This window comes from Curtobacterium sp. MMLR14_010, from assembly GCF_001865015.1.
Lineage (GTDB): Bacteria > Actinomycetota > Actinomycetes > Actinomycetales > Microbacteriaceae > Curtobacterium.
Window position 1 is genome coordinate 30,827 of record NZ_MJGV01000046.1, and the last position, 12,965, is coordinate 43,791.

Sequence of the window (12,965 nt, forward strand, 5' to 3'; positions counted from 1 at the left end):
GCTTCCCGGTCCGTCGTCTGAACGGCGGCCGTCGCACACCCGTGCCAGCGCTCACCAGCGCCAGCGCATCGCGTGGGAAGTCGGTGGAAACTCTCCGCGCTCTGCGGTTCGGAAGGAACGAACAACTTGGCCAACGTGAACAACTCCTCTTCGGTGGAGATCCCCAGCGACCTGCGTGCCCTGCGCCTCCCCGAGCTGCAGCGCATCGCCTCCTCCCTCGGCATCACGGGGCTCTCGAAGCTCCGCAAGGGCGACCTCATCGCCTCGATCGAGGACAAGCGCCCCGAGGGCCAGCCCGAGGCCCCGGCCGCCACCGCCGGTGCGACCACGACCGGCGCCGACGCCGCCGTGGTCTCCGCCGAGCTCCAGCCGGAGACGCCCACCCACCACGACGCCGGGTCCGAGGTGACCGACAGCGCCGACGTCGCACCGACGCTGCAGGCAGCACCGTCCCGTGCCCGTCGTTCCCGCCGTGCCACCTCCGGCGGCACCGTGACCACCGCGCCGACGACGGCCGCCGAGCACACGAACCACGGCCAGACCGGCACCGAAGACCTCCTCGCCGGCCTCGACCAGGTGCGCGCCGAGAAGGACGCCGAGGAAGCCGCGCAGACGAACGGCCAGCAGGCCGGCGGCCAGCAGACCGGCGGGCAGCAGTCCGGTGGCCAGCGCCGCCGCCGCGGGCAGAAGGCCGAGCAGCCGCAGGACGCCGAGCAGCCGCAGTCGGCCGCGCAGCCCCAGAGCGCCGAGCAGCCCCGCAGCGCCGACCAGCCCCAGAGCGCTGGGACCGACGAGCAGGGCACCGACGCCGCGCAGGGTCAGGACGACGACCAGAACGGTGACGGCGAGGGCGGTTCGCGCCGTGGCCGTCGCAGCCGTGGTCGCGGTCGTGGCCGCGGGCAGAACGGTGACCAGCAGAGCGGCGACCAGCAGGACGCCGAGCAGCAGGGGCGCCAGCAGAACGGTCGTCAGAATGGCCAGCAGGCCCGTGGCGACCAGAAGCAGGCCGACGAGAAGCAGGCCGACGACAAGCAGGCTGAGCCGAAGCAGGCCGACGCCAAGCAGGACCAGCAGAAGCAGGGCCAGAACGGCCAGCAGAAGCAGGCCCAGCAGCCCGCGCAGCAGAAGCAGAACGGCCAGCAGGCCCAGAACGGCCAGAGCCAGGCACAGCAGCAGCGTGACGACCAGCAGCGTCGTGACGAGGAGGCCGAGAACGGCCGCAGCCGTCGTCAGCGTGACCGCAAGCGCGGCCGCGGCGGCCAGAACGACGAGTTCGAGCCGGAGATCACCGAGGACGACGTCCTGATCCCGGTCGCCGGCATCCTCGACGTCCTCGACAACTACGCCTTCGTGCGCACGACCGGGTACCTGCCGGGACCGAGCGACGTCTACGTCTCCCTCGGCCAGGTGAAGAAGTACCACCTGCGCAAGGGCGACGCCGTCGTCGGCGCGATCAAGCAGCCGCGGGACAACGAGCAGCAGAGCCGCCAGAAGTACAACGCCCTGGTCAAGATCGACACGATCAACGGCCAGACCGCCGACGAGGCCGCGAGCCGCGTCGACTTCCAGGACCTCACCCCGCTGTACCCGAACGAGCGCCTGCGACTCGAGACCGAGCCGGCGAAGCTGTCGACGCGGATCATCGACCTGGTGTCCCCGATCGGCAAGGGCCAGCGCGGCCTGATCGTCTCGCCGCCCAAGGCCGGCAAGACCGTCGTGCTGCAGGCCATCGCGAACGCGGTCTCGAAGAACAACCCCGAGGCGCACCTCATGGTCGTGCTGGTGGACGAGCGGCCCGAAGAGGTCACCGACATGCAGCGCACGGTGAAGGGCGAGGTCATCGCCTCGACCTTCGACCGTCCCGCCGAGGACCACACCACGGTCGCCGAGCTCGCCATCGAGCGTGCGAAGCGCCTCGTCGAGCTGGGCCACGACGTCGTCGTGCTGCTCGACTCGATCACCCGCCTGGGCCGCGCCTACAACCAGGTGACCCCGCCCTCCGGCCGCGTGCTGTCCGGTGGCGTCGACGCCGCCGCGCTCTACCCGGCCAAGCGCTTCTTCGGCGCCGCCCGCAACATCGAGAACGGCGGCTCGCTGACCATCCTCGCCACGGCGCTCGTCGAGACCGGGTCGAAGATGGACGAGGTGATCTTCGAGGAGTTCAAGGGCACCGGCAACATGGAGCTCCGCCTCAACCGTCACCTGGCGGACAAGCGGATCTTCCCGGCCGTGGACGTCAACGCGTCCGGCACCCGTCGCGAGGAGCAGCTGCTCTCCGCCGACGAGGTCACGATCACCTGGCGGCTGCGCCGGGCCCTCGCCGGGCTCGACCCGCAGCAGGCCCTCGAGATCGTGCTGCGGAACCTCAAGGAGACGCAGTCGAACGTCGAGTTCCTGGTCCAGGTCCAGAAGTCCGTCCCGGCGACCGGGAACGGTCACCTCGGTCACCAGGAGTAACCGGTGTTCGAGTCGGTGGCCGGGCTGCTGGCGGAACACGAGGACCTGACACAGCAGCTGTCGGACCCCGCGCTCCACGCCGACGCTGCCCGCGCGAAGAAGGTCAACCGGCGCTTCGCCGAGCTGAACCGCGTCAAGTCCGCGTACGAGGCCTGGACGGCGGCGGGGGAGGACCTCGCCGCCGCCCGGGAGCTCGCCCGCGAGGACGAGGCCTTCGCGGAGGAGGTCCCCGGGCTCGAGGAACAGCTCGCGGAACGCCAGGAACGGCTCCGCCGCCTCCTCGTCCCGCGGGACCCCGACGACGGCCGTGACGTCATCATGGAGATCAAGGGCGGCGAGGGCGGCGAGGAGTCGGCGCTGTTCGCGGCCGACCTCCTGCGCATGTACACGCACTACGCGGAGTCCAAGGGCTGGAAGACGGAGCTCCTCGAGCGCACCGAGTCCGACCTCGGCGGCTACAAGGACGTCCAGGTCGCGATCAAGTCGAACTCCTCGGACCCGGCGCAGGGCGTCTGGGCGCACCTCAAGTACGAGGGCGGCGTGCACCGTGTCCAGCGGGTGCCGGCGACCGAGTCCCAGGGGCGCATCCACACCTCGACGACCGGCGTGCTGGTCTTCCCCGAGGTCGACGAGCCCGAAGAGGTCGAGATCAACCAGAACGACCTCAAGATCGACGTGTACCGGTCCTCCGGTCCCGGCGGTCAGTCGGTGAACACGACCGACTCCGCGGTCCGCATCACCCACCTGCCCACGGGCATCACGGTGGCGATGCAGAACGAGAAGTCGCAGCTGCAGAACAGGGAGGCCGGCATGCGCGTCCTGCGTGCCCGCATCCTCGCGAAGCGGCAGGAGGAGATCGACGCGCTCGCGTCGGACGCCCGTCGGTCGCAGATCCGCGGGATGGACCGCTCGGAGCGCATCCGCACGTACAACTTCCCGGAGAACCGGATCGCGGACCACCGCACCGGGTACAAGGCGTACGACCTCGACCGCGTCATGAACGGTGCGCTCGAGCCGGTCATCGAGTCCGCCATCCGCGCGGACGAAGAGGCCCAGTTGGCCGCCGTGGGCGACCAGGGCGCCTGACTGGAGGCCCGGATCACCTCCCACGAGCCCGTCACGTACGCGGCGGACCGCCTCCTCGACGAGGCGACCGCCGCGTTCGTCGCGCACGGCGTCCCCACCCCGCGCGTGGACGCGGAGCTCCTGCTCGCCTGGGCGACGGACACGTCGCGTGGGGCGGTGCAGGCCCGCGCCATGACCGGGGGGACGATCGCGGGGGAGCACGTCGAGCGCTTCCGACAGGCGGTCGCCCGACGCGCCACCCGGCTGCCGCTCCAGCACATCACCGGCGAGGCGCACTTCCGGGCGCTGACCCTGGCCGTCGGGCCCGGCGTCTTCGTGCCGCGCCCTGAGACCGAGGGCGTCGTGCAGTTCGGCATCGATGCGCTCCGAGCCACGGCCGTCCCCGAGCCGATCGCCGTCGACCTCGGCACCGGGAGCGGCGCCATCGCGATCGCCATGGACACCGAGGTGCCGAACGCCGTGGTGTACGCGGTGGAGCGGTCAGCCGAGGCGCTGCCGTGGACCCGTCGGAACGTGGCGACGTACGGCGACACGGTGCGGCTCGTCGAGGGCGACCTCGCCGACGCGTTCCCGGAGCTCGACGGCACGGTCTCGGTCGTGGTGTCGAACCCGCCGTACGTGCCGGACGACGCCGTCCCGGTCGACCCCGAGGTCCGTGACCACGACCCGGCGCTCGCGCTGTACGGCGGTCCGGACGGCCTCGACGCCGTGCGTGCCCTCGCCGAGACCGCGTGGCGGCTGCTCGTGCCGGGCGGCCTCCTCGTGGTCGAGCACGCCGAGCCGCAGGGCGCAGCCGTGCGCGAGGTCCTGGCGCGCCGGGGGTTCCGGTCCCCGGAGACGCATCAGGACCTGACGGGACGCGACCGCACGACCACCGCGACGCGCTAGCCGGAGCCGGGCAGAGCCTCCAGGCCGAGTCTCGGCCCACCGGGCAGTCCGCGCGCTCCGTCACCCGCAGGGTGTCCGCGGGGCCGAGTCTCGGCGGCGGGTCAGTCGACGCTGACGCCCGTGCGTGCCGCGACGAACGCGCGGACGGCGTCCCGCAGGTCGGTGTCGTGCTCGACCAGGACCGCGTGGATGCCGACGCTCCTGGCACCAGCGACGTTCTCGGGCATGTCGTCGGCGAAGAAGGTGTCCGACGCGGCGGCGCCGTGGTGCTCGAGCGCGCGGGTGAAGACCTCGGGTTCGGGCTTGCGCGCGCCGAAGTTGCTCGTGGTGTCGAGGTGGTCCCCGAACAGCGGCGGCAGGGACGGCGCCCACGCGTGGATCCAGCGACCGGCCAGCGGACCGTTGTTCGTGAGGAGGGCGACACGCCCGTGCTCGCTGGCGATGCGGACGGCCTCGATGCGCTCGGGCAGCTCGGTCATCGCCGAACCGCGGACGCGTGCCCACTCGGACTCCGGGACCGCGCAGCCCATGGCGTCCTGGAACGCGCTCAGGTACGCGTCGCCGTCGGGGAAGTGCCCGGCTTCTGCCCGCTGTTCGTGGCCGGACACCCACCAGCGCCGGCGGAGCTCCACGAGGTCGTGCCCGGTGAGCTCGGTGAGGCCCGCCATGCGGGTCTCCCAGTCGTAGCGGACCAGGACCTCGTCCATGTCGAAGAGGAACAGGAGGCGGGGCGCTGGGGTCTCGTTCACGATGCCGCCTATTCTGTCGCACTATCATCGTGCGAGTCATGGCATCCCGATACGACTGCACCGACCCCGACGGGCTCCTGACCGGGATGCGGCTCGCACGTGCCGCACTCGGACGGGGCGAACTCGTCGTGTTCCCCACCGACACCGTCTACGGCATCGCCGCGGACGCCTTCGACGCGGCCGCCGTGCAGCGGCTGCTCGACGCCAAGGGCCGCACGCGCCAGTCGCCGCCGCCCGTGCTCATCCCCGGGCCGGCGACGCTCGATGCGCTCGCGCGCGAGGTCCCGCAGCAGGTCCGCGACCTCGTGGACGAGTTCTGGCCGGGTGGCCTCACCGTGATCCTCGGCGCGCAGCCGTCCCTCGACTGGGACCTCGGCGAGACCCGGGGGACCGTGGCGCTCCGGATGCCGGACTCGCGGATCGCCCTCGAGCTCCTGCAGGAGGTGGGCCCGCTGGCGGTCTCCTCCGCGAACTCGACCGGGGACCCGGCCGCGATGGACGTCGACGCCGCCGAGGCCATGCTCGGCGACAGCGTCGCGGTGTACCTCGACGGTGGGTCGCTGGCACCGCACGAGGGCTTCGCGGCGTCCACCGGGTCGACGATCGTCGACGCCACGGGGCTCGCCACCGGCCACGGTCTCCGCATCGTGCGCCACGGGGTCGTCGCCGACGCCGAGATCGAACGGGTCGTCGGGGACGACCTCAGGACGTGAAGTACTACCTGCTCGCGGGGGCGATCTCGGCCGTCGTGAGCTTCGTCGTCAGCTTCCTGCTCTGGAAGCTCGGCGTGAAGTACAAGTGGTACCCCCAGGTCCGCGAACGCGACGTGCACCGCACGCCGGTGCCACGACTCGGCGGCATCGCGATGTTCCTCGGGGTCGTCGTCTCGCTGCTCTGCGCCTGGTTCGTGTTCCCCGAGATCCAGGGCATCGACTTCTTCCGGCTCGTGTTCGCGGAGCCGCAACGCGTGCTCGCCGTGCTGGCGGGGGCCACCATCATCGTGGTGCTCGGCGTCGCGGACGACATCTGGGACCTCGACTGGATGACGAAGCTCGCCGGGCAGATCATCGCCGCGGGGATCCTGGCGTGGCAGGGCGTGGCGATCGTCTCGCTGCCGATCGGCAACACGCTCGGTGTCGGGTCGTCGTACATGAGCCTGATCTTCACCGTGCTGGCGGTCGTGCTGGTGATGAACGCGGTGAACTTCATCGACGGGCTCGACGGCCTGGTCGCCGGCGTCGCCATCATCGCCGGCGGGGTGTTCTTCCTCTACACGTTCTTCATCAACCGCGTGGTCGTGCAGACCGAGTTCTTCTTCAACCTGCCGTCGCTGCTCACCGCGGTCCTGGTGGGGGCGTGCTGCGGCTTCCTCGTCCTGAACTGGCACCCCGCGAAGCTCTTCATGGGCGACGCCGGCGCACTGCTGGTCGGGTTCCTGATGGCTACGAGCGCGGTGTCCATCACGGGGAACATCGACCCGGCCGCCGTGCGCACGCGCACCGACCTGCTGCCGGCGTTCATCCCGATCCTGCTGCCGTTCGCCATCCTCATCGTGCCGATGCTCGACTTCGCCCTCGCGGTGTCCCGCCGGCTCAGCGCGGGGAAGTCGCCGTTCTCCGCCGACCGGAAGCACCTGCACCACCGGCTGCTCGACATGGGCCACTCGCACTTCCACGCGGTCCTGATCTTCTACGCGTGGACGGCCACCGTCGCGGTCGGCTGTCTGCTGTTCCTGTTCGTGGAGTGGTGGTGGGTCGTCGTCTTCGTGTCGGTCGGCTTCACCATCTGCGCCATCGCGACGTTCGCACCGCTCGGACGGAAACGCACGGAGATCGCCGCACAGACCGCCGCGGGAGCGGCACGCGTCGCCGGCGCCGTCGTCGACGCCAGCCTCGACCCGTTGGACCGCGCCGCTGCCGTCCGTGACCGCCCGACTCGTTCCCCCTCTGGAGACCCCTCGTGACCACGCCGAACGGCCTCGACCACATCACCCCGCTCTTCCGACGGATCCTCGTGCAGGGGGCCCTGCTGGCCGGCGCCCTGGCCGTCGTCGGGGGACTGGTCGGGTTCCTCCTCGCCGGGGGGCCCGGACTCGCCGGTGGGCTCATCGGCGCCGTGATGAGCGTCGTGTTCTGCGGGCTCACCGCCGTCAGCGTGCTGCTGGCGATCCGCTTCTCCGGCGGGCAGATGATCTCCGGTGCCTTCTTCGGCACGATCATGGGGATGTTCCTCGTGAAGTTCGTGCTGTTCATCGTCGTGCTGGTCCTGCTCAAGGACCGCGACTGGGTCGACACGCCCGTGCTCGCCGTGGCCATCATCGTCGGCGTGATCGGGTCCCTCGTGATCGACGTCACCGTCATCGCCAAGGGCCGCGTGCCGATCGACGTGCCGCTGCCCGGGGACGGGTCGACGGGATCGTCATCCGGACCCATGTCGAATGGGCCGTCGGCTGCCTCCGCGGAGCCTGGGAGCGAGGGCCCGCGGGTCTGAGAGCCCGGGAAGGCTCGCGCACCTGATAGGGTTTGACGAGTCCGCGTCCGGAGCATTGCTCGGGCGGGACGAGCCTCCACACAGTCCACCATCGCGTGCCATGACGTGCGCGCGCCGACACAGGAGACAGCGCTGCTATCCCACGCTCTTCCCCTGTCTCTCTCCGCTGCGGTCAACACCGTGGCGGCGGGGAGCAGCAAGGCCGCCGAGTTCCATGGCCCGTCGATCAACGAGTTCTTCCCGGACCCCATCTTCTTCGCCGGGACGCCCTTCGAGATCGATCGTGTCGTCATCATCCGCTTCATCGCGGTCGCAGTGCTGCTCGTCTTCGCCTTCGCGGGGACCCGGGCGCTCAAGCTGATCCCCAACCGGGGTCAGGCGTTCATCGAGTACGGCTTCGACGTCGTCCGACGCAACACCTTCGACAACCTCGGTGAGAAGGACGGCAAGCGGTTCCTGCCGCTGCTCGCGACGATCTTCTTCGGCGTGCTGTTCATGAACCTCACGGGTCTGATCCCCGGTCTGAACCTCGCCGGCACCAGCCGGATCGCGATGCCGATGATCCTCGCGATCGTCGCCTACGTCGCCTTCATCTACGCGGGGCTCCGCAAGCACCCGGGCACGTTCCTCCGGAACTCGCTCTTCCCGCCCGGGGTGCCGTGGTACCTCTACATCATCGTGACGCCGATCGAGCTCGTCTCGACGTTCGTCCTCCGCCCGGTCACGCTGACCCTGCGACTGCTGATGAACATGGTCGTCGGGCACCTGCTGCTCGTCCTGTTCTTCTCGGCCACGCAGTTCTTCTTCTTCGACGCGTCGCTCGGTTTCAAGGCCTTCGGCATCGGAACCATCGCGTTCGGCATCGCCTTCAGCTTCTTCGAGATCCTCGTCGCGCTGCTGCAGGCCTACGTCTTCATGCTCCTCACCGCCGTCTACATCCAGCTGGCGCTGGCCGACGAGCACTGATTCCTCACTGACCCCCTACGGGACCGGCATCCGTCGGACCCGCACCTCGAAAGGAAAACACGTGGACGCAACGACCGTTCTCGCGGAGATCAACGGCAACATCGCGACGGTTGGCTACGGCCTCGCTGCGATCGGCCCGGCCATCGGCGTCGGCATCGTCGTCGGCAAGACGATCGAGTCCGTGGCCCGCCAGCCTGAGCTCCAGGGCCGCCTGACGACCCTCATGTACATCGGTATCGCCTTCACCGAGGCCCTGGCCTTCATCGGCATCGCCACGTACTTCATCTTCACCAGCACCAACTGAGGTTCTCGATGAACACTGCACTCATCATCGCGGCGGAGGAAACGCACAATCCGCTGGTCCCACCGGTGTACGACATCGTGTGGTCGCTGGTTGCCTTCGTCATCATCTTCCTGGTGTTCTGGCGTGTCGTCACGCCGCGCATCACCAAGATGCTCGATGAGCGCACCGAGGCCATCGAGGGCGGCATCAAGAAGGCGGAGGCTGCCCAGCAGCAGGCCGCCGCGGCACTCGACGAGTACAACAAGCAGCTCGCCGACGCACGTGCCGAAGCCTCGCGGATCCGCGAGCAGGCCCGTGCCGACGCGACCGCCATCGGCAACGAGGTGCGCGAGCAGGCTTCGGCCGACGCGGCGCGCATCACGAGCAACGCCCAGGCGCAGATCGAGGCCGAGCGTCAGAGTGCGCTCCAGTCGCTCCGCACCGAGGTCGGCTCGCTGGCCCTCGACCTCGCGTCGGGTGTCATCGGCGAGTCCCTCAAGGACGACGCCAAGGCCACTGCGGTCGTCGACCGCTTCCTCGCCGACCTCGAGTCGTCGAAGAGCGTCGAGGCCTCGCAGGTCGAGACGGAGCGCTGAGCATGCGGAGCGCCACCCGATCTGCCATGACGTCCACGCAGGCGGTGCTCGCCGAGCTCGGTCAGACCGCCGACCTGGCGACGGGCGCTGAGGTCCTCGCCGCAGGGCGAGTGGTCGCCGGTGCGTCGCAGCTCCTCACGTTGCTGGCCGACCCGACCGCTGACGTGGTCGGCAAGAAGTCGGTCGTCGACCGGGTCTTCGCCGGACAGTCCGACGCCGCGCGCGCCGTGCTGACCGCGGTGGCCGGGTCGCGCTGGTCCTCGCAGCAGGACCTGCTCGCCGGCATCGAGGACGCGGGCATCCGCGCCGTCGCCGCCACCGCTGACCCGGGCACCCCGATCGAGGCCGAGCTGTTCGCCTTCGAGACCGCCGTCCGTTCGGACGCCGGCCTCGAGCTGGCACTCGGCACGAAGCTCGGCAGCCCGGAGCAGAAGGCAGCGCTCGTCGAGCGTCTCATCGGTCAGAAGTCGTCGCCGCAGACGGTGACGATCCTCTCGGCCCTGGTCCAGCAGCCCCGTGGCCGCCGGATCGGTGAGCTCGTCCGTGATGCCTCGCGCATCGTGGCCGACCAGGCCGACAAGGTCGTGGCGACGGTCATCACCGCCGTCCCGCTCTCCGACGGCCAGGCGGCTCGCGTCGCCCGCGGTCTCTCGGAGCGCTACGGCAGGGACATCATCGTCAACCACGTCGTCGACCCCCAGGTCGTCGGCGGGGTCCGGGTGCAGGTCGGCGGCGACGTCATCGACGGCACCGTGTCCACGCGCCTCGCCGACCTCCGGCTCCAGCTCGCCGGCTGAGCGTACGGTCGAACCCGTCACCCAAGTCCACAACGGGAACTGTCCCCACCGGGCAGCATCACCCTCTCGGAGCCGCATGGCCCCGGAAACCAACAAGGAAAATCCCATGGCAGACATCACCATCAGCCCCGATGAGATCCGTGATGCCCTGAAGGACTTCGTCTCGAACTACGAGCCGACGAAGGCCTCCACGGCCGAGATCGGGCACGTCACCGACGCCGGTGACGGCATCGCCCACGTCGAAGGCCTCCCCGGCGTCATGGCCAACGAGCTCATCCGCTTCGCGGACGGCACGCTCGGCCTCGCGCAGAACCTCGACGAGGACTCGATCGGTGCCATCGTGCTCGGCGAGTTCTCCGGCGTCGAAGAGGGCCAGGAAGTCACCCGTACCGGTGAGGTCCTCTCGGCCCCCGTCGGCGACGCCTTCCTCGGCCGTGTCGTCGACCCGCTCGGCGCCCCGATCGACGGGCTCGGCGAGATCGCAGCCGAGGGCCGTCGTGCCCTCGAGCTGCAGGCCCCCGGTGTCATGAGCCGCAAGTCGGTCCACGAGCCGCTGCAGACCGGCATCAAGGCCATCGACGCGATGATCCCCGTCGGCCGTGGCCAGCGTCAGCTGATCATCGGCGACCGCCAGACCGGCAAGACGGCGATCGCGATCGACACGATCATCAACCAGAAGGCCAACTGGGACTCGGGCGACGAGAACAAGCAGGTCCGCTGCATCTACGTCGCCATCGGTCAGAAGGGCTCCACGATCGCCTCCGTCAAGGGTGCGCTCGAGGACGCCGGCGCGATGGAGTACACCACCATCGTCGCCGCTCCGGCCTCCGACCCCGCTGGCTTCAAGTACCTCGCCCCGTACACCGGTTCGGCCATCGGCCAGCACTGGATGTACCAGGGCAAGCACGTCCTCATCGTGTTCGACGACCTGTCGAAGCAGGCCGAGGCCTACCGTGCCGTGTCGCTGCTGCTGCGTCGTCCGCCGGGGCGCGAGGCCTACCCGGGTGACGTCTTCTACCTGCACTCCCGTCTGCTGGAGCGTTGCGCGAAGCTGAACGACGAGCTCGGCGCCGGCTCGATGACGGGTCTCCCGATCATCGAGACCAAGGCGAACGACGTCTCGGCGTACATCCCGACCAACGTCATCTCCATCACCGACGGCCAGATCTTCCTGCAGTCGGACCTCTTCAACGCGAACCAGCGTCCGGCCGTCGACGTGGGCATCTCGGTGTCCCGCGTCGGCGGTGACGCCCAGGTGAAGTCGATCAAGAAGGTCTCCGGCACGCTGAAGCTCGAACTGGCGCAGTACCGCTCGCTCGAGGCCTTCGCGATGTTCGCGTCCGACCTCGACCAGACGTCGCGTCGCCAGCTCGACCGCGGTGCGCGTCTGACCGAGCTGCTCAAGCAGCCGCAGTACTCGCCGTACCCGGTGGAGGAGCAGGTCGTCTCGATCTGGGCCGGCACCAACGGCAAGCTCGACACGGTCCCCGTGAAGGACGTGCTGCGCTTCGAGTCCGAACTGCTCGACCACCTGCGTCGCAACTCCGACGTGCTCACGACGCTGCGCGAGACGAACCAGCTCAGCGACGACACCGTCGCCGAGATGGGCAAGCAGATCGACGAGTTCACGAAGAGCTTCCAGACGAGCGACGGCAAGACGCTCGGCTCGGAGCAGTTCGAGTCGGCTGACGCCGAGGACGTCGACCAGGAGCAGATCGTCAAGGGTCGTCGCTAGATGGCAGCGCAGGTCCGGGTCTACCGACAGCGAATCAAGTCCGCGAAGACCACGAAGAAGGTCACTCGCGCAATGGAGTTGATCTCGGCGTCGCGGATCCAGAAGGCGCAGGCCCGCATGGCCGCGTCCGGTCCGTACTCGCGTGCGGTGACCCGGGCCGTGTCGGCCGTGGCGACGTTCTCGAACGTCGACCACGTGCTGACGACCGAGCCCGAGTCGTCGACCCGTGCCGCCGTGGTGCTCTTCACGTCGGACCGCGGCCTGAACGGCGCGTTCAGCACGAACGTCCTCAAGCAGGGCGAGGAGCTGGCCTCCCTGCTCCGCAGCGAGGGCAAGGACGTCGTCTACTACCTGGTCGGCCGCAAGTCCGTCGGGTACTTCGCGTTCCGTGAGCGCCCGTCCGAGCAGCAGTGGGTCGGCAACACCGACCAGCCCGAGTTCTCGACGGCCAAGGAGATCGGCGACGCAGTCGTGTCGAAGTTCCTCCAGGACACGGCCGAGGGCGGCGTGGACGAGATCCACATCGTCTTCAACCGCTTCCTCAGCCTCGCCACGCAGGAGCCCCAGGTCGTGCGCCTGCTCCCGCTCGAGGTCGTGGACGGGGTCGACGAGCCCGTCGGCAACGACCCGCTCCCGCTCTACGAGTTCGAGCCGGACGCCGACGCGGTGCTCGACTCGCTGCTCCCGGTCTACATCGAGAGCCGCATCTTCAACGCCATGCTGCAGTCGGCTGCTTCCGAGCACGCCGCACGACAGAAGGCCATGAAGGCGGCCAGCGACAACGCCGACTCCTTGATCCGTGACTTCACCCGACTCGCGAACAACGCGCGTCAGGCCGAGATCACGCAGCAGATCTCCGAGATCGTCGGCGGCGCCGACGCCCTCTCGTCGAAGAAGAAGTAGTCCGCGTCGTTCGCG

General features: G+C 69.6%; 13 protein-coding genes. 12 read left to right on the plus strand and 1 reads right to left on the minus strand.

The window, feature by feature from the left end:
* Window positions 1–126 precede the first annotated feature (126 nt).
* The 3 genes from rho to prmC are packed head-to-tail and all read left to right on the plus strand — an operon-like array spanning window position 127 to window position 4,431.
* On the plus strand, window positions 127–2,457 hold the full coding sequence (gene rho / locus BIU98_RS08715) for a transcription termination factor Rho (RefSeq protein ID WP_071274908.1): 2,331 nt from the start codon (window positions 127–129) through the stop codon (window positions 2,455–2,457).
* Window positions 2,458–2,460: 3 nt separating this feature from the next.
* On the plus strand, window positions 2,461–3,543 hold the full coding sequence (gene prfA / locus BIU98_RS08720) for a peptide chain release factor 1 (RefSeq protein WP_071274911.1): 1,083 nt from the start codon (window positions 2,461–2,463) through the stop codon (window positions 3,541–3,543).
* 12 nt (window positions 3,544–3,555) lie between these two features.
* Complete coding sequence (gene prmC / locus BIU98_RS08725) at window positions 3,556–4,431, plus strand: peptide chain release factor N(5)-glutamine methyltransferase (RefSeq protein WP_071274915.1); 876 nt, start codon at window positions 3,556–3,558, stop codon at window positions 4,429–4,431.
* Between the two features lie 101 nt (window positions 4,432–4,532).
* Here prmC and BIU98_RS08730 read toward each other — a convergent pair whose 3' ends face one another.
* Window positions 4,533–5,180: an HAD family phosphatase gene (locus BIU98_RS08730; RefSeq protein ID WP_254787834.1), complete on the minus strand. Its 648-nt coding sequence runs from the start codon at window positions 5,178–5,180 to the stop codon at window positions 4,533–4,535.
* A gap of 38 nt (window positions 5,181–5,218) precedes the next feature.
* Here BIU98_RS08730 and BIU98_RS08735 point away from each other — a divergent pair, with 38 nt between their 5' ends.
* From BIU98_RS08735 to BIU98_RS08775, 9 genes are all read left to right on the plus strand, one after another.
* Complete coding sequence (locus BIU98_RS08735) at window positions 5,219–5,893, plus strand: L-threonylcarbamoyladenylate synthase (RefSeq protein WP_071274918.1); 675 nt, start codon at window positions 5,219–5,221, stop codon at window positions 5,891–5,893.
* Complete coding sequence (locus BIU98_RS08740; protein ID WP_071274921.1) at window positions 5,890–7,143, plus strand: MraY family glycosyltransferase; 1,254 nt, start codon at window positions 5,890–5,892, stop codon at window positions 7,141–7,143. The genes BIU98_RS08735 and BIU98_RS08740 overlap by 4 nt, the downstream gene beginning before the upstream one ends.
* A complete protein-coding gene (locus BIU98_RS08745; RefSeq protein ID WP_071274924.1) occupies window positions 7,140–7,670 on the plus strand; it encodes a hypothetical protein in 531 nt (176 codons plus the stop codon). Before BIU98_RS08740 ends, BIU98_RS08745 begins: the two co-directional genes overlap by 4 nt.
* Window positions 7,671–7,850: 180 nt before the next feature.
* Complete coding sequence (gene atpB, locus BIU98_RS08750; protein WP_139200640.1) at window positions 7,851–8,636, plus strand: F0F1 ATP synthase subunit A; 786 nt, start codon at window positions 7,851–7,853, stop codon at window positions 8,634–8,636.
* Between the two features lie 61 nt (window positions 8,637–8,697).
* Window positions 8,698–8,940, plus strand: a complete 243-nt coding sequence (gene atpE / locus BIU98_RS08755) for an ATP synthase F0 subunit C (RefSeq protein ID WP_071274929.1) — start codon at window positions 8,698–8,700, stop codon at window positions 8,938–8,940.
* An 8-nt stretch (window positions 8,941–8,948) separates the two neighbouring features.
* Window positions 8,949–9,515 (plus strand): F0F1 ATP synthase subunit B, encoded by a 567-nt coding sequence (locus BIU98_RS08760; RefSeq protein ID WP_071274933.1) that lies wholly within the window; start codon window positions 8,949–8,951, stop codon window positions 9,513–9,515.
* 2 nt (window positions 9,516–9,517) lie between these two features.
* Entirely contained in the window at window positions 9,518–10,312 is a 795-nt protein-coding gene (locus BIU98_RS08765; RefSeq protein WP_071274936.1) for a F0F1 ATP synthase subunit delta, read from the plus strand.
* A gap of 106 nt (window positions 10,313–10,418) precedes the next feature.
* Window positions 10,419–12,047: a F0F1 ATP synthase subunit alpha gene (gene atpA / locus BIU98_RS08770; RefSeq protein ID WP_071274939.1), complete on the plus strand. Its 1,629-nt coding sequence runs from the start codon at window positions 10,419–10,421 to the stop codon at window positions 12,045–12,047.
* Window positions 12,048–12,950, plus strand: a complete 903-nt coding sequence (locus tag BIU98_RS08775) for a F0F1 ATP synthase subunit gamma (protein ID WP_071274942.1) — start codon at window positions 12,048–12,050, stop codon at window positions 12,948–12,950.
* Window positions 12,951–12,965 lie beyond the last annotated feature (15 nt).

What these genes read in the sequence shown, in the direction of transcription:
- BIU98_RS08735 (WP_071274918.1), top strand. Translation starts at nt 5,219, where the DNA reads ATGGCATCCCGATACGACTGCACCGACCCCGACGGGCTCCTGACCGGG.
- BIU98_RS08760 (WP_071274933.1), top strand. Translation starts at nt 8,949, where the DNA reads ATGAACACTGCACTCATCATCGCGGCGGAGGAAACGCACAATCCGCTG.
- BIU98_RS08765 (WP_071274936.1), top strand. Translation starts at nt 9,518, where the DNA reads ATGCGGAGCGCCACCCGATCTGCCATGACGTCCACGCAGGCGGTGCTC.
- atpA (WP_071274939.1), top strand. Translation starts at nt 10,419, where the DNA reads ATGGCAGACATCACCATCAGCCCCGATGAGATCCGTGATGCCCTGAAG.
- BIU98_RS08775 (WP_071274942.1), top strand. Translation starts at nt 12,048, where the DNA reads ATGGCAGCGCAGGTCCGGGTCTACCGACAGCGAATCAAGTCCGCGAAG.